20 protein-coding genes are annotated in these 20797 nt (G+C 39.5%); 4 read left to right on the top strand and 16 right to left on the bottom strand.

The features are described 5' to 3' along the window. Window positions 1-36 precede the first annotated feature (36 nt). On the bottom strand, window positions 37-1953 hold the full coding sequence (locus G7B18_RS00740) for a cation acetate symporter (protein WP_164121855.1): 1917 nt from the start codon (window positions 1951-1953) through the stop codon (window positions 37-39). After that, window positions 1950-2246 (bottom strand): DUF485 domain-containing protein, encoded by a 297-nt coding sequence (locus G7B18_RS00735; protein WP_164121854.1) that lies wholly within the window; start codon window positions 2244-2246, stop codon window positions 1950-1952. The genes G7B18_RS00740 and G7B18_RS00735 overlap by 4 nt, the downstream gene beginning before the upstream one ends. Before the next feature lie 237 nt (window positions 2247-2483). Between G7B18_RS00735 and G7B18_RS00730 the strand changes: the two genes are divergently transcribed. Both G7B18_RS00730 and G7B18_RS00725 read left to right on the top strand, forming a co-directional pair. Then, complete coding sequence (locus G7B18_RS00730; RefSeq protein WP_164121853.1) at window positions 2484-3080, top strand: phosphatase PAP2 family protein; 597 nt, start codon at window positions 2484-2486, stop codon at window positions 3078-3080. A 155-nt stretch (window positions 3081-3235) separates the two neighbouring features. Next, window positions 3236-4459: a hypothetical protein gene (locus tag G7B18_RS00725; RefSeq protein WP_164121852.1), complete on the top strand. Its 1224-nt coding sequence runs from the start codon at window positions 3236-3238 to the stop codon at window positions 4457-4459. 27 nt (window positions 4460-4486) lie between these two features. Here G7B18_RS00725 and G7B18_RS00720 read toward each other — a convergent pair whose 3' ends face one another. From G7B18_RS00720 to G7B18_RS00655, 14 genes are all read right to left on the bottom strand, one after another. Next, complete coding sequence (locus G7B18_RS00720; protein ID WP_164121851.1) at window positions 4487-5161, bottom strand: anaerobic ribonucleoside-triphosphate reductase activating protein; 675 nt, start codon at window positions 5159-5161, stop codon at window positions 4487-4489. Beyond that, window positions 5142-5327 carry an anaerobic ribonucleoside-triphosphate reductase gene (nrdD, locus tag G7B18_RS19175; RefSeq protein ID WP_164111928.1) on the bottom strand — a complete coding sequence of 62 codons (186 nt, stop codon included), beginning with the start codon at window positions 5325-5327 and terminating at the stop codon, window positions 5142-5144. Before nrdD ends, G7B18_RS00720 begins: the two co-directional genes overlap by 20 nt. Then, entirely contained in the window at window positions 5324-7429 is a 2106-nt protein-coding gene (locus G7B18_RS00710) for a ribonucleoside triphosphate reductase (RefSeq protein ID WP_164111927.1), read from the bottom strand. The genes nrdD and G7B18_RS00710 overlap by 4 nt, the downstream gene beginning before the upstream one ends. A 105-nt stretch (window positions 7430-7534) precedes the next feature. After that, the gene (locus G7B18_RS00705) at window positions 7535-7864 is read right to left on the bottom strand and encodes a metal-sulfur cluster assembly factor (protein ID WP_164121850.1); all 330 of its coding nucleotides are present in this window, start codon (window positions 7862-7864) and stop codon (window positions 7535-7537) included. Beyond that, complete coding sequence (locus G7B18_RS00700) at window positions 7861-9126, bottom strand: hypothetical protein (protein ID WP_164121849.1); 1266 nt, start codon at window positions 9124-9126, stop codon at window positions 7861-7863. The genes G7B18_RS00705 and G7B18_RS00700 overlap by 4 nt, the downstream gene beginning before the upstream one ends. 10 nt (window positions 9127-9136) lie before the next feature. Next, window positions 9137-9976 (bottom strand): DUF2249 domain-containing protein, encoded by an 840-nt coding sequence (locus G7B18_RS00695; RefSeq protein WP_164121848.1) that lies wholly within the window; start codon window positions 9974-9976, stop codon window positions 9137-9139. Between the two features lie 12 nt (window positions 9977-9988). Next, the gene (gene ric, locus G7B18_RS00690; protein WP_164111923.1) at window positions 9989-10912 is read right to left on the bottom strand and encodes an iron-sulfur cluster repair di-iron protein; all 924 of its coding nucleotides are present in this window, start codon (window positions 10910-10912) and stop codon (window positions 9989-9991) included. 160 nt (window positions 10913-11072) lie between these two features. Beyond that, window positions 11073-11840, bottom strand: coding sequence for an ABC transporter permease subunit (locus G7B18_RS00685; protein ID WP_164111922.1), 768 nt, complete (start codon window positions 11838-11840; stop codon window positions 11073-11075). Next, window positions 11833-12558 (bottom strand): ABC transporter ATP-binding protein, encoded by a 726-nt coding sequence (locus tag G7B18_RS00680; RefSeq protein WP_164111921.1) that lies wholly within the window; start codon window positions 12556-12558, stop codon window positions 11833-11835. Before G7B18_RS00680 ends, G7B18_RS00685 begins: the two co-directional genes overlap by 8 nt. Then, complete coding sequence (locus tag G7B18_RS00675; protein ID WP_164111920.1) at window positions 12555-13808, bottom strand: nitrous oxide reductase family maturation protein NosD; 1254 nt, start codon at window positions 13806-13808, stop codon at window positions 12555-12557. Before G7B18_RS00675 ends, G7B18_RS00680 begins: the two co-directional genes overlap by 4 nt. A gap of 4 nt (window positions 13809-13812) precedes the next feature. After that, a complete protein-coding gene (locus G7B18_RS00670) occupies window positions 13813-14265 on the bottom strand; it encodes a nitrous oxide reductase accessory protein NosL (RefSeq protein ID WP_164111919.1) in 453 nt (150 codons plus the stop codon). Next, window positions 14265-14855, bottom strand: coding sequence for a hypothetical protein (locus tag G7B18_RS00665; protein ID WP_164111918.1), 591 nt, complete (start codon window positions 14853-14855; stop codon window positions 14265-14267). Before G7B18_RS00665 ends, G7B18_RS00670 begins: the two co-directional genes overlap by 1 nt. Window positions 14856-14862: 7 nt before the next feature. Next, on the bottom strand, window positions 14863-16842 hold the full coding sequence (nosZ, locus tag G7B18_RS00660; RefSeq protein ID WP_164111917.1) for a Sec-dependent nitrous-oxide reductase: 1980 nt from the start codon (window positions 16840-16842) through the stop codon (window positions 14863-14865). Between the two features lie 50 nt (window positions 16843-16892). Beyond that, the gene (locus tag G7B18_RS00655; RefSeq protein ID WP_164111916.1) at window positions 16893-17372 is read right to left on the bottom strand and encodes a c-type cytochrome; all 480 of its coding nucleotides are present in this window, start codon (window positions 17370-17372) and stop codon (window positions 16893-16895) included. A gap of 279 nt (window positions 17373-17651) precedes the next feature. Here G7B18_RS00655 and G7B18_RS00650 point away from each other — a divergent pair, with 279 nt between their 5' ends. Both G7B18_RS00650 and G7B18_RS00645 read left to right on the top strand, forming a co-directional pair. Continuing rightward, a complete protein-coding gene (locus tag G7B18_RS00650) occupies window positions 17652-18269 on the top strand; it encodes a Crp/Fnr family transcriptional regulator (protein WP_164111915.1) in 618 nt (205 codons plus the stop codon). 9 nt (window positions 18270-18278) lie between these two features. Continuing rightward, window positions 18279-20090, top strand: coding sequence for a hypothetical protein (locus G7B18_RS00645; protein WP_164111914.1), 1812 nt, complete (start codon window positions 18279-18281; stop codon window positions 20088-20090). Window positions 20091-20797: the final 707 nt, after the last annotated feature.

Below are 20797 nucleotides of genomic sequence, written 5' to 3'. Positions count from 1 at the left end.
AAAAATGGCTATGTCAATAAAAAAGTGCATTAGTGGTTACTGTGACAATAAGCTATTATCTTTTTTAGGGTACAATTTACTAAAGATATACACTGTCAGCACCGCCAGTGGAAATGATACTAACGCCGGGTTTTCCAGTTGATGTATCGCATTCGCAGCGCCCAACCCATATTTGTCCCACATGGTCGGCGAGGTCAGGATAATGGCAAGCGAGGCAACAATCCCAACAACTATCGAAGCAGATATTCCTGTAGCGGATGTTTTTTTCCAGAATAATAAAAATAAAATAGCCGGTAGATTTGCGGATGCGGCAATCGCAAATGCCCAACCAACTAAAAACGAAACGTTAATGCCTTGGAAAGCCATACCTAAGAGTATGGCCACAATTCCTACTATTACAGCGGCAATCTTCCCAACCTTAACTTTTTTGTCATCATCCAAGTTTTTCTTCAGGTATACATCTATAAAATCATGAGCAATCGCTCCTGACGACGCAACAATAAGTCCAGCTACAGTGCCCAACACGGTTGCAAACGCTACGGCAGATATAATAGAGAATAGTGCCGCACCGAAAGCTCTCGCTAGTAACGGCGCCGCCATATTACTGGATTCGACATCCATTACGCCATTAACACCGGCTCCAAGTCCAATAAACAAGGTTAAGATATAGAAGCCTCCGATAGCAGCAATCGCTAAAATTGTTGATTTTCTGGCATCTTTTGGTGTCTTCACCGTATAATATCGAATTAAGATATGGGGGAGTGCCGCGGTGCCCAAAAACAGAGCCAGCATAAGTGAAACAAAATCCATCTTACTCCAAAGATTTGCATCACTACCAATTTTATATTTTAGTCCGGGTAACATAAATTTAGACCCAGAGGTTACTTCCGGATAATAGATAGAAACTTGATCATTTCCATCAACCAATTTCACCTGGAGGAATCGAACTACCTCACTTTCTCGGATGGTCGATAAGAATTGAAACGGGCTGAGTGGACCAGTGCTTGAGACTTCCTTTCCATTAACTATAATTTTGCTTAGGTGACCTACCTGATAAAACTTCCTATTCTCTTTCGGTTCTCCGTTATAGAGCAACTCGCCATTGATTTTTTGGGTGATGCTTAGTGTTTCTTTCAATAAATTATTGTCACCTTCTTTTGTCCAGGCGAACCATCTTTCTATTCCGTTTTGTGCTAACTTGACAAATGTTTTATCCCCAACCTGCTGTTGCGTCACAATATTCCAGTTCTGCACAGAACTGATCTTATCCTCTTTTACCTGAGGTACCAGCACTATAAAGGAATGGTATTTATTCCCTTCAGCATCAGGCGGACTGGATAGACCGTTTTTTAGGATATAAAAGGTGAGCGCCAAAGATAGAATGATCAGCAATCCGCCTTTAAGAAACTGCACATAGGTTGTAGAGGCCATACCGGCACTTGCGACGATAGCTATAACAATAGCACCGACCAGTATTACCCCAGCCCAATGTGGCAATCCTAATAGGGGCATGACCAAGTCGCCTGCACCGACCATCTGCGGTATAAGGTAAAAAATAGAGATGATCAACGTACTTATAGAGGCTGTTAACGTAATTGCGCGCGAGTTGAATTTTGCATTCAAGGCATCTGTAAAGGTGTATTTTCCTAGCCGTTTGAAGGGTTCGGCAATGAGAAACAATGCTACAATCCATCCGGCTAAAAAGCCAATTGCATATAGGAAACCGTCGAATCCGGCAACGGCAATCATCCCGCATATTCCGAGAAAAGAAGCTGCCGAGAGATAATCTCCAGCGAAAGCAATCCCATTGACCGCCCAGTGTATCTGTCCTCCCGCAGCGTAGTATGACGATGAAGAGCTTTTTTTTCGACCAAAGTAAAAAGAAAGCCCTAATACCAATCCGACGAAAATGAAGAAAAATGCTAAAGCAGTGAAAGAAATATCATATATCATCTGTTATCTCCCTCCTTTAGATTTTCCTGTAGTTCAGCGTCGTCTTCATATTTCGTGCAGTAGTAGTTATAAATCACACCTAAGACCACCGCAAAAACGATCAGTCCTATGCCATAGGCTACCGCTAAATTTAGTCCTGCAAATACAGTAGTCGCTAATAATTCGTACTTGAATACGCCTAAAATAACAAAGCCGGCGTAGCAGATTAAATAAACAAAAAATAGGCGTACTCCCAATTTTGACTTCTGCTGAGTTACAATTTCTTTTTCTTCAGCTGTGTTGTTGACATGCATAAGTTGAAGGTTTACAAAATGTATAATTTGGTTTAAGTTTTTTAGAAATCGAAATCGATCCCACTACAATTCTACAAAAAAAAAAGAAATTTTAACTGAATATAGCCAAAATATAAAGTCTTTAATTTCAATTGACTTACATAAGGAAGACGGAGTGACCACAGCACCTAACAAAGGTTCTCCGAAAAATATAACATTGCCCTAAAATGTTTATATTTCAGCTCTAAATTGTCGATTATGCTTTGGAAGAGATTTTTTTTATTGTTTTTTTGTTGGGTAGCTTATTCCACTGGGACATTCGGACAGGAAGTTTTTCCGCAAGAAAATTTTGATATAACTACGCTAAGGAATATTGCCCGTACACGCAGCGATACAAAGAGCCATATGTTTCGAGCTATATCAGATGCCAATAATTACGTAAATATTGGAGTTCCCATCGGGTTGTTTGCTGTAGGGGCGATCAATGGCGACAAGACTATGCGTCAGAACGCCTTGTATATAGGTACCAGTACTGCAATTACGGCTGTGGTTAACTATGGCATAAAGCAGCTGTTTAAACGAAAAAGACCTTTTCGGAAATATAACAATTTTGTAGCGGTGACGCAGCCTAGCGGTTACGCATTCCCATCAGGACATACTTCTTCTGCGTTTTCTACTGCAGTCTCTTTATCAGGGGTATATCCAAAGTGGTATGTAATCGCCCCGGCTCTTGTGTGGTCCTCCAGCGTAGCTTATTCTAGAATGTATCTAGGGGTGCATTATCCTTCGGATATAGCCGCAGGAGCTTTGTTGGGGAGTGGCTTAGCGACTGGTGTTCATTTGATCCGTAAATAGAAAAAGGAAGGTATACTGTTGAAAATCGTCCAGCTGCGACTAAATAGATTGCTGAAAAGATATGATTTTCATAAGCACTGCACTACAATACATTCCTAGATGTTTGTGCGTTTGATCATAAAATTTTTGTATTCAGGAAGCTAATTTTGTCTCCCATGACAGGATACGGATGGACCACCACTGTAAAACAATGGGCAGGAATAGGACTTTTCAACCTGGGATTGGTTGCTTCTATGGGAATCTTGATGCGATTAAAATTCATCATCCCAATGTCCTTTATTAATTTAAAGTATATGCAACATGCGCATTCGCATTTCGCATTTGCTGGATGGGTTACTCAGACACTGATGTTATGTTTGGTGGTTGTGACCTTTCGACTTCAGAAGGTCGGCCGATTACCGCGACATTATGTGTGTATATTTTGGGCAAATCTCATCTGTTCTTTGGGTATGTTGTTTAGTTTTCTGTATCAGGGCTATGGGGGTATTTCGATTACATTTTCCAGTTTGAGTATTTTAGTGTCTTTCTGGTTTGTGGTGGCGTTATGGCGGGATATGGAAAAGCAGCAGTTGGATCAAAAGATTGCGCGCTGGTTTCGGTTGGCCATGATATTTCTGGCTCTCTCCGCTATCGGAACTTTCTACTTAGCATATATAATGTCTACGCATCAGGCCAATGTACAAAATCAATTAGCTTCAGTTTACTTCTATCTGCATTTTCAATATAATGGTTGGTTTTTCTTTGCCATATTGGGACTTGCTTGTCACGTACTGAAACAATACGGCGTTATATTGCCTTCGACGGACCTACTTTATAAAGTCCTTTCTATCGTGACGGTACCTTTATATCTGCTTTCTGTACTTTGGTGGGATATGGGGGATATAGTGTACATATTACTTGTTTTGGCAGCAATTGGGCAATGTTGTGTGTGGGGGTACTGGATGATCAGTCTCTATAAAGGAAATAGGAAATCTTCCATACCGATTCATGGCCGTATCAAAGTCATTTTGTGGTTGGTTTGTTGGGCGATATTGTTAAAAGTTCTTTTACAGAGCCTGTCTGTTATTCCTTCTTTAAGCCATTTCGTTTATGGTTTCCGTCCTGTCATCGTAGGTTACCTCCACTTAGTGCTTTTGTTGATTGTCTCCATTTTTATTTTAAGTTTTCTATATAAGGAATCTTTAATAGAGTATAATAGGTATGCGATGTTTTCTTTTAATATATTTATTTTGGGCGCAGTGATGAATGAGATTTTTTTAGCACTACAAGCTCTCCTTGCACTTGGCGGAACTTCACTTCCGTATGCTCATTTTTTGCTATTAGCGGCATCTATAGTGATAGGTATCGGCTTAACGGGCATGATGGCTCACCGATCATAATGATGATAAATTTATGAGGGCAATGAATTAACGAATTATGATGCGTATATCAGGAGACGTTAGCTGACTGAGGTCTAGATGTGTATTACTACGGGACAATTTGCTCAGCGTGGGTACTTCGTTGACAAATCGCTGTATATAATAATTACCTTTGTATTTTATTTTTTCAAGAAAATGTATCATTTCCTGGAGATCTTTGGTGTTAAGCAATTCACTATGCCAAGTAGTGCGTATTTCAAACTGAATTTGGGAATCTTGGATGATTTGTAGGCTTTGCGTAAAAGTAGTCCAGGTATCCGATTGGGTAATATCAGCATGCTTATGTGGTGGAGCCTTAAAATCCAATGCAATGTAATCCACCAGATTCTCTTGGAGTAACTTGTCTATACGGCGGGGCTGGGTCCCGTTGGTGTCAATTTTAACAAGATAATTTCTCTTTTTTGCTTCTCGTGCAAGCGTAACTATAGAAGGATGTAATGTACATTCTCCACCGCTGAGAACCACGGCTTCTAATAGTTGCTGTCTCGAATGTAAAAAAGCCACTGCACTATCAATAGTTAGTTTTCCTTTTCCAAGCACTATATCTGGATTATAGCAGTATTGGCAGCGCATATTACAGCCTGCAAACCATATGATGCAGGCTGTATGCTCCGGATAGTCTAGTAGCGTAAATGGTGTAATGTTATATATTGACCTTCGCATCTTCGTATCGAAAGTGGGCTCGTTGTTTATGTTCCCCCTTTTTGCCGATGTTAAAACTTTCAACAGGACGGTGATAGCCCATAACACGCGTGTATACTAAACATTTGCTTCGTTCTTCTTGATATTGCTTTAATATCAAATCATGATTTGTGGAATTTGTTGTCATAATGATGAAATTTGAGTGTGTTTAACGATAAGTATGTCATCACATTGCGGACAGTATTCGTGCTCTCCGGTAAGGTAGCCATGAATAGGGCAGATACTGAAAACTGGTGTAACCGTGATGTAAGGTAGTTTGAAGTTTGATAATACCGTCTTTACGAAGGATGAGCAGGCTTCCGCTGTCCCTATCCGCTCGTTCATATAGAGATGCAAGACGGTACCTCCCGTATATTTGCACTGTAATTTGTCTTGCAGTAAGAGTGCTTCAAATGGATCTTCGCAATAATCTACCTGGAGCTGGGAGCTGTTTGTGTAATAGATGTTTTCGCCAGATCCGGCTTGGAGTATTGTTGGAAATCTCTTTTTATCTTCTTTAGCGAATCGATAAGTAGTTCCCTCGGCAGGAGTAGCTTCGAGATTATAGAGATTACCTGTCGTTTCTTGAAAATTAATGAGTTTTAACCGGATGTGTTCGAGTATCTCCATTGCAAACTTAATGCCCCAAGGTGTCGAGATGTCTTCTTTGTCGCCGGTATAGTTGCGGATCATCTCATTGATTCCATTGACACCAATAGTAGAGAAATGATTACGGAAATGTGGCAGATAACGTTTGGTGTAAGGGTATAATCCACTGTCGTATCGTTCTTGAACAAATACACGTTTCTTTTCCAGCGTAGATTTGGCAATTTCCAGCCAGTAATCTAGCCGCTGGTAGAGTGCTTTTTTTTCAGCCTGAAAGAGAAATCCGAGCCTTGCCATGTTGATGGTTACTACCCCAATACTTCCTGTCATCTCCGCACTACCGAATAGTCCATTGCCTCGTTTTAATAATTCACGTAGATCTAACTGTAGACGACAGCACATACTTCGTACTGCATTGGGCTTGTACGCTTCTGGATTTTCAATCCGCTGCCCATCCTCATCTAATATGTATTGGCTGCCGATGAAGTTTTGAAAATAGGAAGATCCGATTTTTGCCGTATTCTCAAATAGAAGACGTGCATTTTCACTATGCCAATCAAAATCTTCAGTTATATTGACCGTCGGAATTGGAAAAGTAAAAGGTTGCCCATGTGCATCACCTTCGGTCATTACGGTATAATAAGCTTTATTGATCATATCCATTTCCGGTTGAAAATGGCAGTAACACAGATCTTGTAGTGTGTCTATACCCCTTTGTTTTGCTTTTGCTAATAACAAAGGGTTTTCCAGATCTTCAAATAGATGGCGTTGGTTTCGTGTAGGTGTTTGGTTTTTGAGATCTTCAGGGACGTTCCAGTCTAGCGTGATATTGGTAAACGGCGATTGCCCCCATCGGGCAGGTACATTGAGATTATAAACAAAACTTCGGATCGCTTTGAGCACATCTGTATAATGTAACTGATCTTTAAATACGTAAGGAGCAAGATATGTATCAAACGAACTGAAGGCCTGTGCACCCGCCCACTCGCTCTGCAAGATACCGAGAAAATTAGCCATTTGACCTAATGCTTCTCTAAAATGAGACGGGGGGCGGCTTTCAATACGGCCGCGAACCCCATTGAACCCCTCGTCCAACAGTACCCGTAGACTCCATCCTGCACAGTAGCCTGTGAGACAATCGAGATCGTGGATATGGATATCGGCATTTCGGTGGGCATATCCCTCTTCTTTGGTATAGACCTTATCCAACCAGTAGTTAGCGATGATCTTTCCAGCAGTATTGTTGACCAATCCAGCATTCGAAAATGAGGTGTTGGCGTTGGCGTTTATACGCCAGTCTGTCTGACGGATGTATTCTTCTACCGTCTGCGTGCTGTCGATGTAGGTCGTGTCATCTAATAGATGATCAACGTGTTCACGCTGCATTTTACGCGTATGGCGGTACAGCATAAAGGATTTCATTGACTCGAAGTATCCCGATTCATAAAATGAATGTTCTATAATGTTTTGAATATCTTCTACCGCCCAAGTATCTTGTTTGTCGAGCTCTTTAACAACATTATCGAGCACCTGCTCATCGATAGGATGTTGGGTACTCTGAAATCCCTTTTCGATAGCATCTTTTATTTTGAAAAATTGGAACGGTTCAAACTGACCATTTCTTTTGATAACATATTTCTCCATAGCATAACTTCTTTGTGTACAGTTTTTATTGAGGGGTTACGACAAATTTAAAGGCTAGTTTCTCCTTTTTTTATGATCTTAGGCATAATAAAATAATGATTTTTTTTAGGTTATACCTAGAGCTAACTTTCCTTCTTCCGTGATCATATCGTAGTTCCATTCAGGTTCCCATACGATCTTGATATCGATATGCCGTTCAGGGAAAGCTACAGAAAGGACATGGACGACTCCCTGTTGGATGGCATCTCCTAATGGACAGTGTGGTGTAGAGAAAGTCATCGTTACTACAATAGTCTCTACGTTTGAAAAGTCTAGTTCATATACTAAGCCCAGATCAATAATGTTGATACCTAGTTCTGGGTCAATAACCTGTAGCAATGCTGTCTGTGCTTTCATTTGCTCCTTTGCAAATGGACCATTTAAACTAATGTTCATTTCTCCAATTTTGATTGATGTAATACTACAGTGCCTACATTATAACAGTATAATAAAGCCAGTGCTATCCAGGATGCTGTTGCTACCTGCAATAGCCATTTTCGGTCGACTAACAGGGCTAAACACAGCAATAGTAGAGCAGTGATAAACAGAAATGTTTGGTACGTTACGAGCTTCTTACTATAGAGATTCTTGGGAAGAGGTATATTTGCATTACCATGGATATTTCTGTAAAGATTATTCCAGATGATGAATGGAAGTGTTTTAAAAGTTTTGCTGATAATTATACCTGTTATCCAACCTAGAAAGATGAGCGTACCGTAGAGGGTGATCCATTTGCTTTCGGTACTGATAAACGTAATCCCGAGCACAATTACTGCTAGTAATTTGATGTAGAGTGAATAAATAGCTTGTTTCATCAGCAAGTCTATTTTTTTTCGAATTCTTGTCTTTACAGCCTCCCAGATGTACCAACACCACAATAGTGTGCCGATAATAATTAGTGCAATATATATGGCGGCTACTAGGTCTATTTTTTTGAAAAAGGCATGTGTAATAAATAAAACGAGTCCCGTATTTTGAAGTATTAAGGCTGCATGTAACAAATAGGTCCTTTTGGCTTTCCCTAACAGAAACATAGGAATTAGTTTAGCTCCGACTCCACAGATTAATTGTAAAAACCAACCGACAATACCTGCGTGCGCATGAAGTTTGAGGAGGTCTAGATGATCTCTTGGAATAAAGTTGTAAACGAGATTGATAGCTAAAAGTAATCCGGCTGATGTGGTGAGCACCAACCATATAGCGGAGCTGATTATGAAATATTGATAAGGACTGCTCTTGGTCGCTTTGATAATGGTCGTGCAGATATTGAGCAGAAAACATAATGCCGAAAAAACAACAATACTTCCACCGATAATCAGGAGGGGCCCAATGTGGAATCTCCAAAAACAGTAGATTAGCATAGAACTGCCCATCAATAAAGTAAGATAAGAAAGAAAGGCTAGTTTACAGCTGTAAAGCTCGTTCTCGCATAATACGGGTAGTAATTGGTACACTGCTCCAAAAATTATCATGGTGCACCAGCCCAATACTAACCCATGTACAATAGCTAAAATATGGGGATTAAAATGATGGCCGGTCAGTTCTGCAGAGGAAATAAACAAAAGTATACTGCATCCTAAAAAGAAAACAGCTGCTGTTATGTAAAATGGGATGACAGCCAGCGATTTAGGGGCTCGGTGAACGAATAGATCAGCCATGTAGGATTATTTAATGTACCTCTTGATGGATGAGAAGTCGTATATCGTCTCGTCCAAACTCACAAATTCGGATTGCAAAGTCACTGTCTTCAAGTTCTTCCATCAAATGTAAGGGTACACGTTTGTGATAAACATAAAGTAATTCATCTTCATTTAATTCTGCCAGGGCTTGAAGAATAGTCTCCATGGGTAAAGGCATGGGCAAATGCCTGACATCCAGTGTTATTATCTGCTTTTTAGTGTGTTTTGACAAGATCGCTTCAAATTCTTGGGTGTCAAGCATATTAATGCTGCTACTATTATGGTTGTCAGTAATTGATCCTTGTAACTCTTTTTTTAAAAACCAGGTGTGATGGAGATCTGGAGATAAGGTTTCGACGTGATATTGAGCTCCCTTTTTGCCTATTACCGATATTAAAGGGTAAGGGATAAAGCTGTTTACAATGCACAACGCATGTCCCTCTGGTAGCGAATGATAATGTTGAAGTATCATCTTTAAAGGATCTTCACCATTATCAATTAATTCGCGTACATCAAATAGGTTTTGGGCATGAGGGGGGAGGTTCGTCAACCAATCCGGTCTCATGGTCGCTGCTTCCGCATGTTCATGTTTTATCGGTAATGTTTCAAAAACAAATCCGAGAGGAACCAACACACGTTCAAAGTCTGCAATTTCACAGCCTCCCATAGCAGCAGCTTCCGCAATAGTAACCCGCGAAGCTAGCAAACGCCGAAGAAGTGGGTTTTTAAGCTTATGTAATGGCTTGGCTAAAGATGCTATGGCTGTAATACTTTCTGGATTTGCTTTGATGATTGCGGCGATTTTGGTATGTTGGTTTACACTAATCATGATGTTTTGTTGTTAATTCAAGGCAAGCGCTTTTGGAAATAGTATGTTGTTTTCCAGATGTATATGTTGTAAAAGATCGTTTTCAAATTCTTTAATTTTTTCGAAAAGATAAGTGTAAGAATTGCACGCATTTTCCGGTAATTTGTAGTTATCTGTCCATGTTCTAAAAAGACTCAGATTTTCACCGGCTTGTTCGTGCTCTTCTTCCAGATACTGAATAGCACTTTCTAGCTCCTTTAAATCGATATCCGTACCAGAGCTTAGTTGCTTCACCACAGTGAAAATCTTTTGGTCTTCATGTAGGATATGTTTGTAGAGATCTTCCATAAAGTCATGTATACCGGTTGCTAACTTAAAGAGTTCTTTTCTTTCTGATCCATGTCTCATAGCTACTTTATTCGCCAACTGGGTTATAATCGGCCCTTGTTCACGGATATAGTGGTGGTGTACATTGGTGATGTAGTCAGCCAAAAAGCCAGGCTCCCAAGAGTTAAAATCATGCTGAATACCCGCTGAACTGCTCGATTTAGCATTCTCCAGTTCATACTGCAACTGTTCAGGATCCATGCCAATAGATTGCGCAGCTTCTTGTATTGTTTTCTTGCCACCACAACAAAAGTCAATTCCTAGTTTTTTGAACACTTCGACTTTTTTTATATCCTGTGCCGCGATTTCTCCCACAGTAGGATGATTTTTATCCTTTTTTATTGGTTTGTAAATACGCACACGCCACCATTCTGGCCCGTGTTCAAGATATTCCCAAGTAAAGATATTTCCACGTTCACCCAATAATTGATAGTACAATGGCTTAGGATCATGGTCATTCAAAATTTCGAATCCTTCTCCTTCTACTAGACTATCAAAATGCTCGAAAATTGTAGGATGCTTAAATCTCGGTTCAATAGTAGTTACATCCAGTGTTGTAGTCTTTATCATAATAATCAACTTTATTTAAAATGTTATTTTATCATATGTCACCGATTTCCCTTATTCGGTATAGTACAAATTTACCCCACTTAGAGTCGCTATTTTATGACTTTGCTCATAGCGTCCGTTAAAATTGTTAATGGATTGTCAGCATTTGGTATTCAGTGTGTTATAAGTCTTTTTTTGTGAAGTATCTTGTTGACAAAAGGAGAGGGAGAGCTATCCACAAAAAAGAAATGATTATCGTCAAAATCATTCCTCCGCCTGTACCGAAGAATTTTTGGAAAATCGCTCCGGTATAGCCCATCATGGCGGATAGATCCACTTGCAACAATATAATAATCCGTGTGATATCAATTGGATTGAGCATTGTGAATGCGACCATTGCGTTTTCAATCGGATAATCCGAAAATTGGAACATCACAAAGAGCACTATAGCATCGAATAACAAGGCAAAATATAACCATATCAAAATGGCTAAACCTATCCCTTTTGCTTTGTCTCGGATACGTACTGAAGTCCATAAGGCTACGGAAACAAAAATCATAGAAAGTGCAGCTCCACATGCCAATAAGAGTACACCCGAAGGTATCCAAGCGAAGATAATTATCGGTATACCTACACCTAATAAAAAGGCAAATGTAGTGGCGCCAGATAGCCCTAAGAAAATACTAGTCCATATTTTTGTGCGTTTTAACGGTTGGCTGACTAATAGTTCGATAAACTCTGCGCTATTGTAAAGATAGACCGTCGAAAAGATGATACTTACTAAAGGTACGACAAACAACACAATGTTCATTAAGCTCACTATCCCTTTTTCAGCATTGTTTTCCATCCCTAGTATACTAAAAGAGAGGGCAAAAAGGATCAAAGTGTATGCGATAATCGTTTTGCTACGTAGGATATCACTGATAACATATTTAATGATTTTATGCATAATCCTTGGTATTAGAAGATAACATGATTTGGGCAATAGCTTTTCCCAATTTTTCTGTTCCCGTTTCCTGCTTCAAAGCATCAATGTTTTTATGGAATCGAAGCTGGCCATCTTCCATATAAATAATCTCGGAGACTAACTCGTCCAAATCACTAAGAATGTGGGAGGTAATTATGATCAGTTTGTTGTTGTCCTGTTCTCTTCGTATTTTATCTTTGAGGATCTCCGTAGATATCGGGTCTAATCCTGCAGTAGGTTCGTCCAATATCAAGATCTGTGGTTTGAACATAAAGGCAATACAGGCACTCACCTTTTGTCGCGTCCCCCCAGATAATGTGCTCATTCTTTTCGTTAACAATTCTTCCATTTTGAATTCGCGGTAAAGCTCTGTGTCGCAATCCTGGTGGAGATCGGCACGTATGTCTTTCATCATATCCAATACTTGTCCGATAGTCATATTGTCTGGGTATCGGCCTATTTGGGGCATGTATCCAATGTCTTTACGGTATTCCCAAGCTTGTTTAATACTTTTGTTCTGGACTAGAATGGTACCCGATGAAGGTACGACCATACCCAATATCGATTTTATCAGTGTGGTTTTACCACAGCCATTGGGGCCTATTAATGCAATGCATTGCCCGCGGTCAAAATTTAGGTTTATCTCTTTTAGTACTTTTATTTTACCAAAACTTTTACAGATATTTTCAATTTTTATCATACGGCAATAGGTTTCATATGAGGGGTGTCGTCCTTTAATTTTTCTGGGGTAAGACTAGGCATTACCCGTTCTGTACGGTCCAGTAATTTAGACATGAAGCTCCGGAACAATAGCATGGCCATAGGGTATTGTTCTACGATGACAGAGAATAGACTTACTGGACGATAGGGGACATCGCCTATACCGTCCCTGTCCAGATCGTAACCTTCATATTTGTCCCAAAAATTAAGCTTGAAGGTGTTTTCCATCAACGTCATATTGTTCGTTGCTACGTCAAAAGTGTTGTTTATGAAGTTGTTGTTGATTAGCATATTATCTGTGCAGCTGGCCTGTATTTTTAAGGCCCATCCATTATGTTCGATTTGATTGTTTTCGATATGAATCCGGTTGCTGCCCTCCATGAAAATGGCAGTTGTGTTTTTACTGAATTTGTTGTGTTTGATTTCACTATCGGTGATGTCCTTTAGTAAGAGGCCATAGGCAGAATCACCCCAGTTTTCATTGAAAACATTGTATTCCATACGGACACGTTTCGTATACATCACTGCGACTCCTGCTCCGTTATGCGTAAATTCGTTTTGGATATAGGCATTATCATGTGAAAACATAAAATGTAGGCCGTATCTGATGTTATTTTTAGATAGATTTTTTTCTACATGTGTATGGGTTACAAATTCAAGGTATATGCCATCGCGATGCCCCAATATTTTATTGTGATAGATAGAGAGGCTGTCACTATTCCAGGCATGTATGCCGTTCCCGCTGAGCTGTTCTGTCGACCCATAGGCTGTGATCGAATTGTTCTCTGCTATACAGTTTTTTGAGGCTTGAAAATAAATTCCAAAATAGTTGTCTTCTAAAACATTGTTGCTTATGGTGACGCGTTCGGTATTATATACCTTGATGCCGGCAATATCCGTAAGCGAGGAGTGGCCAGAGGATTTGATCAGAAATCCTTTTACTATGACGTCAGGTGATTTTATCGAAATAGGTTCATATTTTTTTTCGCCATCAAGAGTTGGAAGATTATTCCCAATTAGAGTTAACGGCTTATCGATGGTGATATTCCCTTTGTACACACCTTTTTCGACGACGACAGTATCTCCTTGTTTAGCTATCTGGATAGCTTTCCGAATTGATTTTATAGACTCCTTGTTTCCTACCTTAATGGTGTCGGCATATAGATTGCCGCTCACCATTAGGTAGGTAAGTAAAAAAAAAAGTTGCTTAAGTAAATAGAAATTTCTCATTTCCTTATTTCCAGATTTCTTTCCAGGCCAGCTGTTTTCCTCCTAATTCTTTCTGTACGCGCTTTAAGTCAGCTTCATTTTTAAAAGCAGCAATATCTCCACGCATAGGGCTTTTCAGACTTTCACTCTTTAAGAAAAACATTTCGTTGGCTGGATATAACTTTTTGTCTTGGCTGTAATCCGGTACGTACAGGTTTTCGATATCTTGTTTTGAGACGGTACCTTCAGCAGCGAAAGCTACCATGCAAGATAAATCATCAAAATTATAGGTGCGGCCTTTTTTTGTTAGTAGCTGCGTCCCGAATCTAGCGTCAGAGATGGTCATTTTACAATACACACACTGATCTTTACCATAGTTTATGGGTTTTGGTCCGCTAGCGTTACAAGCTTGTAACCCCACGACCAACAAAACTAAAGTCCAGATCTTTGCTATATTTTTTTGTATAGGATTAGTCATTATATATTTTTTTTAGTTGATTTCCATTCTGCCCCTAAGCAATATAAAAGCACAACGCCGACCCCAACGATAATCCACCCACCAATATCCGGTATAGAGTAAGCCCCAAAATTTAACAATTGTTTAAATCCGATAAGGGGTGGTTGGTAAGCCATGCCAGGTACTTTGATAGCAGCGTTGGGATCTAGATCGTGCCCATAATTATATTCCCAGATCCAAAAATCCACCATGGCTATAATTCCAAATAGTACAAAGGCGGTGAAGAGTATTTTTAGAGCCTTCAGCTTGCCAAATATACCTACAGCGATGAAGGCCAAGGCGAACATCCCCAGTATATAAGGGAGAATGGTGAACTCAATAAAATCCGCTGCATGTAGCGTCTTCATTCCTATGTAATGGTTTAAACCATTAATTATGTCGACCTGTCCTGCCAGTTTATTACTGTAGATGAGTAGTTCTAGGCCTTCGGGATACTGAGCTGCATCCAGCTCGATTCTCCATATCGGGAAAAAAATGGTCGTAAAGAGCAGCAAACCTGATGAAACTAGGAGCACACGGTGGATTTTTTTAATTGAACCTGGATTTCTCACAATCTTGTTATTTAGTTGTCAATTTATCTCCTGTACCATATGAAATAGGAACATTACTGCCTTTAGGTGATACGCGTACATAGCCGGCCATCTCCTGGTGTAATGCACTACAAAAATCTGTACAGTAAATAGGGAATATTCCGGTGCGGTCTGGTACCCATTTTAACGTTTGAGTTTCTCCAGGCATAACCAGCAATTCACCATTACTGGCTCCTTTGATAGCAAAACCATGCGGCATATCCCAATCTTGCTCAATATTGGTAACGTGGAAAAGAACCTCATCTCCCAGTTTAACACCTTCGATTTTATCCGGTGTAAAATGAGATCGTATTGTAGTTAGATAAACATGAACTGTATTGCCTTTTCTTTCTACCCGGGCATCGGCCTCACCTTTAGCAAAGTTAGGATGCTTATTTGCCTCCAATTTGTAAATCTTGACCGATTTGTCTTTAATTTTTTCGGCTTTTATAGCTTGCGCATAGTGAGGTTCTCCGATGGTCGGAAAGTCGAGCAGCAACTGCATTTTATCTCCTGATATATCATATAACTGCGCACTGTGTGCCAGTTCAGGTCCAGTTGGTAAAAAACGATCTTTCGTAATTTTGTTATATGCCACTACATATTTTCCATCAGGCGATTTGGTGTCGCCTCCCGGAATCATCAAGTGACCTACGGAGTAAAAGGTAGGTGCCCTATCTAATATTTTAAGGTCTTTGATATTCCATTTTACTAATTCGGATGATACAAAGAACGAGGTAATTGCATTTCCTTTGCCATCAAATTCGGTATGTAATGGGCCTAAGCCGGGTTTCTCCACCTCTCCATACAAAGCCGACTCGTATTTGATAATCGGGATACCTTCAAATGTGCCTTCAAAAGATTTATCTTTAATAGCTTTCTGGATTTTAGTGAATGAAAATACAGGAATCAAGGCTGCTAATTTTCCACTTCCTACGATATACTCGCCCGTAGGATCCACGTCAACGCCGTGAGGAGATTTAGGGCATGGAATATAGTAGCACAATCCTTCTAATTCGGCAGAATTTAGTATCACTACCTCATTTTTAATCGTAGATTTTGAAGTGTGTGCGTGTTCGTCATATATATTGTGTGCATATTTTAGATTACTTACTTTTTTGCCCTTGCCGGCCTTTAAGTATTCTTCAGCTTTTTTCCAGTTTACGGCCAAAATAAAGTCCTTGTCATTTTTAGAAGCATTGACTTCCAGAAGTGTATTCGCCTGTTCGGTATTGTATGTCGAAAAGAAGAACCATCCATGTGAAGCTTCTTTTCCTGCTCTACTCAAATCGTAATTAACACCAGGTGTCTCAATTTGGAAAGCGATGTCCATATTTCCACTTTCCTTGTTCACACTTACAAAGCTCAATGTTCCTTTAAAGTTTTTCTTGTATGTATCTATAGAAACGTCGCTATTGGCACCATCCATAGGTACGCTGAACCTTGTGCCTGTTACTACATATTCTGTATTTTGTGTGATGAATGGCGAGGAGTGATTCCCTCCGCTATTGGGAAGTTCTAAAATTTCGGCCGTTCTAAAAGTAGTAAGATCCACACGGGCAATACGCGGGGTATTGTTGGCGTTGACAAACACCCACTTGCCGTCATATTCGCCATTGGTTTTTGACAACTGGACGTGGTGAAGATCGTCCCAAGGTACGCTGCCATGCGATGTTTCCAACATAGGTTTAGTTTCTTCGCTGTATCCCCATCCCTTTTCAGGATCTACAGAGAATACAGGTATGACACGAAACAATCTACCTGAAGGCAATCCATAGACAGACAATTGGCCGCTAAATCCACCTGAAGTAAACGTGTAGAATTCGTCGTATTTTCCTGGAGCTACATAAACTTTTTCTGCCGCATTTGCGCTAACAGCGTTTTCAGTACCCTTAGGCTTACAGGCCTGAAAGGATACTGTACCGGCTAAAATAGCCATGGCACATAAGAGTTGATTTTTAATCTTCATAACATATTGCTGATTAAACTTGTTAAGGTAATTTTGTTGTTGTTCTGCGTTTATTTAAGACCATCGTTTTTACGCATAAACTCCAGGATATCACGGGCATCTTTATCGGAAAGATTCTGGTTTGGCATGCGCACTAAACAAAGTTCTAGTTGAGCTTGTAGTTTTGGGTCTTTGTCGATCATAGGATCTGGGTTGGTTATAAAATTCATAATCCATTCAGGAGCATGTCTTTTAGACACTCCGGCCCAACCTGGACCTACCAATTTTTCATCAGAGTACTTATGACAACTAGCACATTTAAGATTTGCAATTGATTCTCCACTTGTTGCCATTTTCTGATCTAATTTTTCTTCTATTTCCACTTTCTCATACTTGCCCTCACCTCGTTTAGGGTCATAGCTTGATGTCGCTGCTGAAGTGTTTTCAGATTCTACTTCGTTTGAAGAGGTCTCGTTTTGGTTTTGGTTGTTGCTTTGTGAACATGCATATACAATGATGCAGATTGTAAATAGGTAAATTAGCTTTTTCATTTTCTTATGGATTAATTTTTCTACTCAATTATTTTTATCTTCTTGACAAATTTAGTGCTGTCCAGATTGGCATTTTATGCGTCAAATCATAAACATAAAATAGTTGAGCAAACATGAGATTATTTTATTTTGTAATCGCTTTTATATCAATCGGTTGGAGTGTTGTTTTGATAATTTATGATTCATATCATCTGAATTTGTGATGAATATCAATAATGGTTTGAGAATGAGGCGTTACCTTTGGATATCAAGATTCGCCGACTATAAAAACTTACAACGATGATCCCTTTAGAAATACTTTTAGAAAAAGGAGCTGTTTATAGGCAGGTATCTCCCGGAGAAGCTATTTTTCAGGTAGGAAGTCATGCTTCATTTTATTATCAATTGGTTTCAGGAAGAATTCGTTGGTGCAATGTTTTGGATGATGGAAAAGAAGTCCTTCATGAATTGGTTGAGCCTGGAGACGCATTTGGCGAACTCCCTTTGTTCGATAATCGGGTGTATGCCGCTACTGCTGTAGCAGAGACACCATCTGTAGTGCTTAGACTATGTGTATCTAGTTTCAATATTATTTTACAAGAATATAGTGATTTACATTTTGCCTTTACATCATCTATCGTGCAAAAGCTTCGATTTAAGTTTTTATTAACTGAATTACTGGCAAGTAACGATCCTGTGTATATTGTTTCGCAATTAATTACCTACTTCAATGATAATGGTAAGTTTATATGCGAGGATTGCCGACGATTGATGTTGACGCGACAACAGCTGGCAAATATGATTGGTTGTAGGGTCGAAACAGTGATCCGTGCCATACGCCAAATGCAAAAGGATGAACAATTGGATATTGTAAAAGGCAAGGTATTCATTCCTTCCGATGGTATTTTCCCACATTAAATTTAATTTATGCATCATAAATTTCACCTTCCGGTATTAGGATTAGCATTTTCAATAGATAGTCCGCTAAAAGTAGGCAAATATGGAATTTCTTCTGTCGTCTCCATTGTGGATGATGAGCTAATCGAAAATATCCGTAAGTACCATGCATTGTGTAATGGTGTAGAGTTCGAACGTATTAATAAGAGTAAAGACGATGCCAGAGCGCTGCGTATTACAGCCTATCTGAATTTGCTTAAAGATCTTTTAGATAAGCAAATATGTAGTTTGCGGGAAAGGGATCTTTATGCTGATCCTGAGGTTAAAAAATATTTTAACTTATTACCCTCTTCCGCTATAGCGAGACAGCTCTATGATCGTTTTGTCGATGAAAAAGATCCCAAAACGGCATCGGAACTGAGAGAGCTCGTCAAAAATCAGATCGTGGCGGGATCTATAGACGTGAACATTATGGCTAAGGTCGATAGAATGGTACAAGATACTAAAGGGAACGGTGCTGGCGGCTTATCTTCAGATGCCCTGTCTGCTTTGAGGGGCTTTGCTAATAGCAATTTATCTTCATCATTAGTACTTTCTGCTGGCTTAAATCCTAGACTTTATCAGTATCTAAGTGAACTTCCAGCTTTCTTTCCTGATTATAATGGTAATATCCAAAAGCAGGTAATTCTGAAAGTGAGCGACTATAGATCGGCTATGATCCAAGCAAAATACCTTGCTAAAAAGGGGGTTTGGGTGTCTGAATTTCGTGTCGAATCGGGCTTGAATTGTGGAGGTCACGCTTTTGCTACAGAAGGTTACTTATTAGGGCCTATTCTTGAAGAATTTAAAGAAAGAAGGGGCGGGCTGGAGCAAGAGTTGTTGGCCATTTATAAGCAGGCACTCGGCGAAAAAGGGATAGCCAAATACAATTTGCCTCAGCCGATTAGATTGACCGTTCAAGGTGGAATCGGGACAGCCGCCGAACAACAATTTTTAATGGAGTACTATCGAGTAGATGGTACAGGATGGGGTTCTCCATTTCTTTTAGTACCCGAAGCAACAACTGTGGATAAAGATACGTTAACCTTATTGGCGGGGGCTACAGCTTCCGATTTTTATATAAGCGATGCTTCACCTCTAGGCGTACCTTTTAACAACTTTAGGAAAAGTTCTGCTGAAAAAAATAGACTTGAGCGTATTGAAAAAGGTAGGCCAGGGGCGCCTTGTACCAAGAAATACCTCGTTTCTAATACTGAATTTACCAAAGAACCTATTTGCACAGCATCCCGTAAATATCAATCAAAAAAAATCAAAGAATTAGCCAATAGCCAATTGTCAGGGGATCAGCTTCAGAAGGCTTACGATTACGTTTTGGAAAAGACTTGTCTTTGTGAAGGTCTGGCTTCATCTGCTTATTTGAAATATGATATTGATGAATCCATTAAAGATTTATCTGTCGCCATATGTCCAGGTCCAAACCTTTCTTATTTTAACCGAATCTACAATTTAGAAGAAATGGTTTCCCATATCTATGGACGGCTTGATCTTTTGAAGGATGTGGAAAGGCCATCTATGTTTATTAATGAACTTCAACTGTATATACAATACATAGAAAAGCAGATTAAGGAAAGTGTTCAGGATATGAACATCAAGAAAAGTAAATACATTCAAAGTTTTGTTGATCAGGTTTTTACAGGTATAGAGTATTATAGTGACTTGACTAAGAGACTGGTTAGTTTTACTTTAACAAACAATGACGAATTTACGGCTAGTCTTCAGTCATTACGAGAGAAGTTACATTCTATTGCATGTAAATATAAAATAAAACCATACTATAGCTAAGGGCATTAACCTTTGGACACCATGTGCTAGCTCGCTTTTTTTATTTCTATGTTTCTGTTAATTATCGATGGACTATGGGTTCATGCTAGTTGACAGGAACATTTTTTGATTAACGTAATCTGTCCTATGTGATGTAGTGCTCGATGATTCCTTCAATGTTCTATAAATATGTTCCGCATTTTTCGATAAAAATGGTTCTTCAAAAATATAATTTTCCATTGGCTACACTTCCGGCAAATGTTTCATTTTTTTAACAAATTATGAGACTAGTTTTTTCCATACTGTTTCGGAGGTGATCGGAGGAGGCTCTGACCTACATTGGTCACTTATTCCAAGCCTTCCGTTTTCAATAGCTCTTAAGACCTCCTCTAGATAATAGTTAGTTTTTCGTCCAATGTTTTCACGGCCATATGTATACCGTAGTGCTGACTGGAAGCAGCAGCGCCTAGCAACGGGATTGCTTTTAGGATAGCTCGTATTTATTGTGGGACATTTTGGGTATAAAATCCTGTTTTCTGGGCGAAAAAAAATCTTGTGATGCTTTAATATAATGTAGCAAAAAATAGAAAAAACTATGATCTTTTAGTCGGTTTAGTCAGGGATGTCGCTTATCGGTTTATTTGAGACCGGGATAATTCAGCAACTGCCGGAGCTCTACCTGAAAGGTGGAATGGCTAAGTAGACTAGCGAATGTGTGCTTGTTAAAA

The sequence above is a fragment of the Sphingobacterium sp. xlx-130 genome, assembly GCF_011007405.1.
GTDB lineage: Bacteria > Bacteroidota > Bacteroidia > Sphingobacteriales > Sphingobacteriaceae > Sphingobacterium > Sphingobacterium luzhongxinii.
The sequence above is the reverse complement of the archived record's forward strand: the minus strand, read 5'-3'. Positions and strand labels throughout refer to the sequence as shown.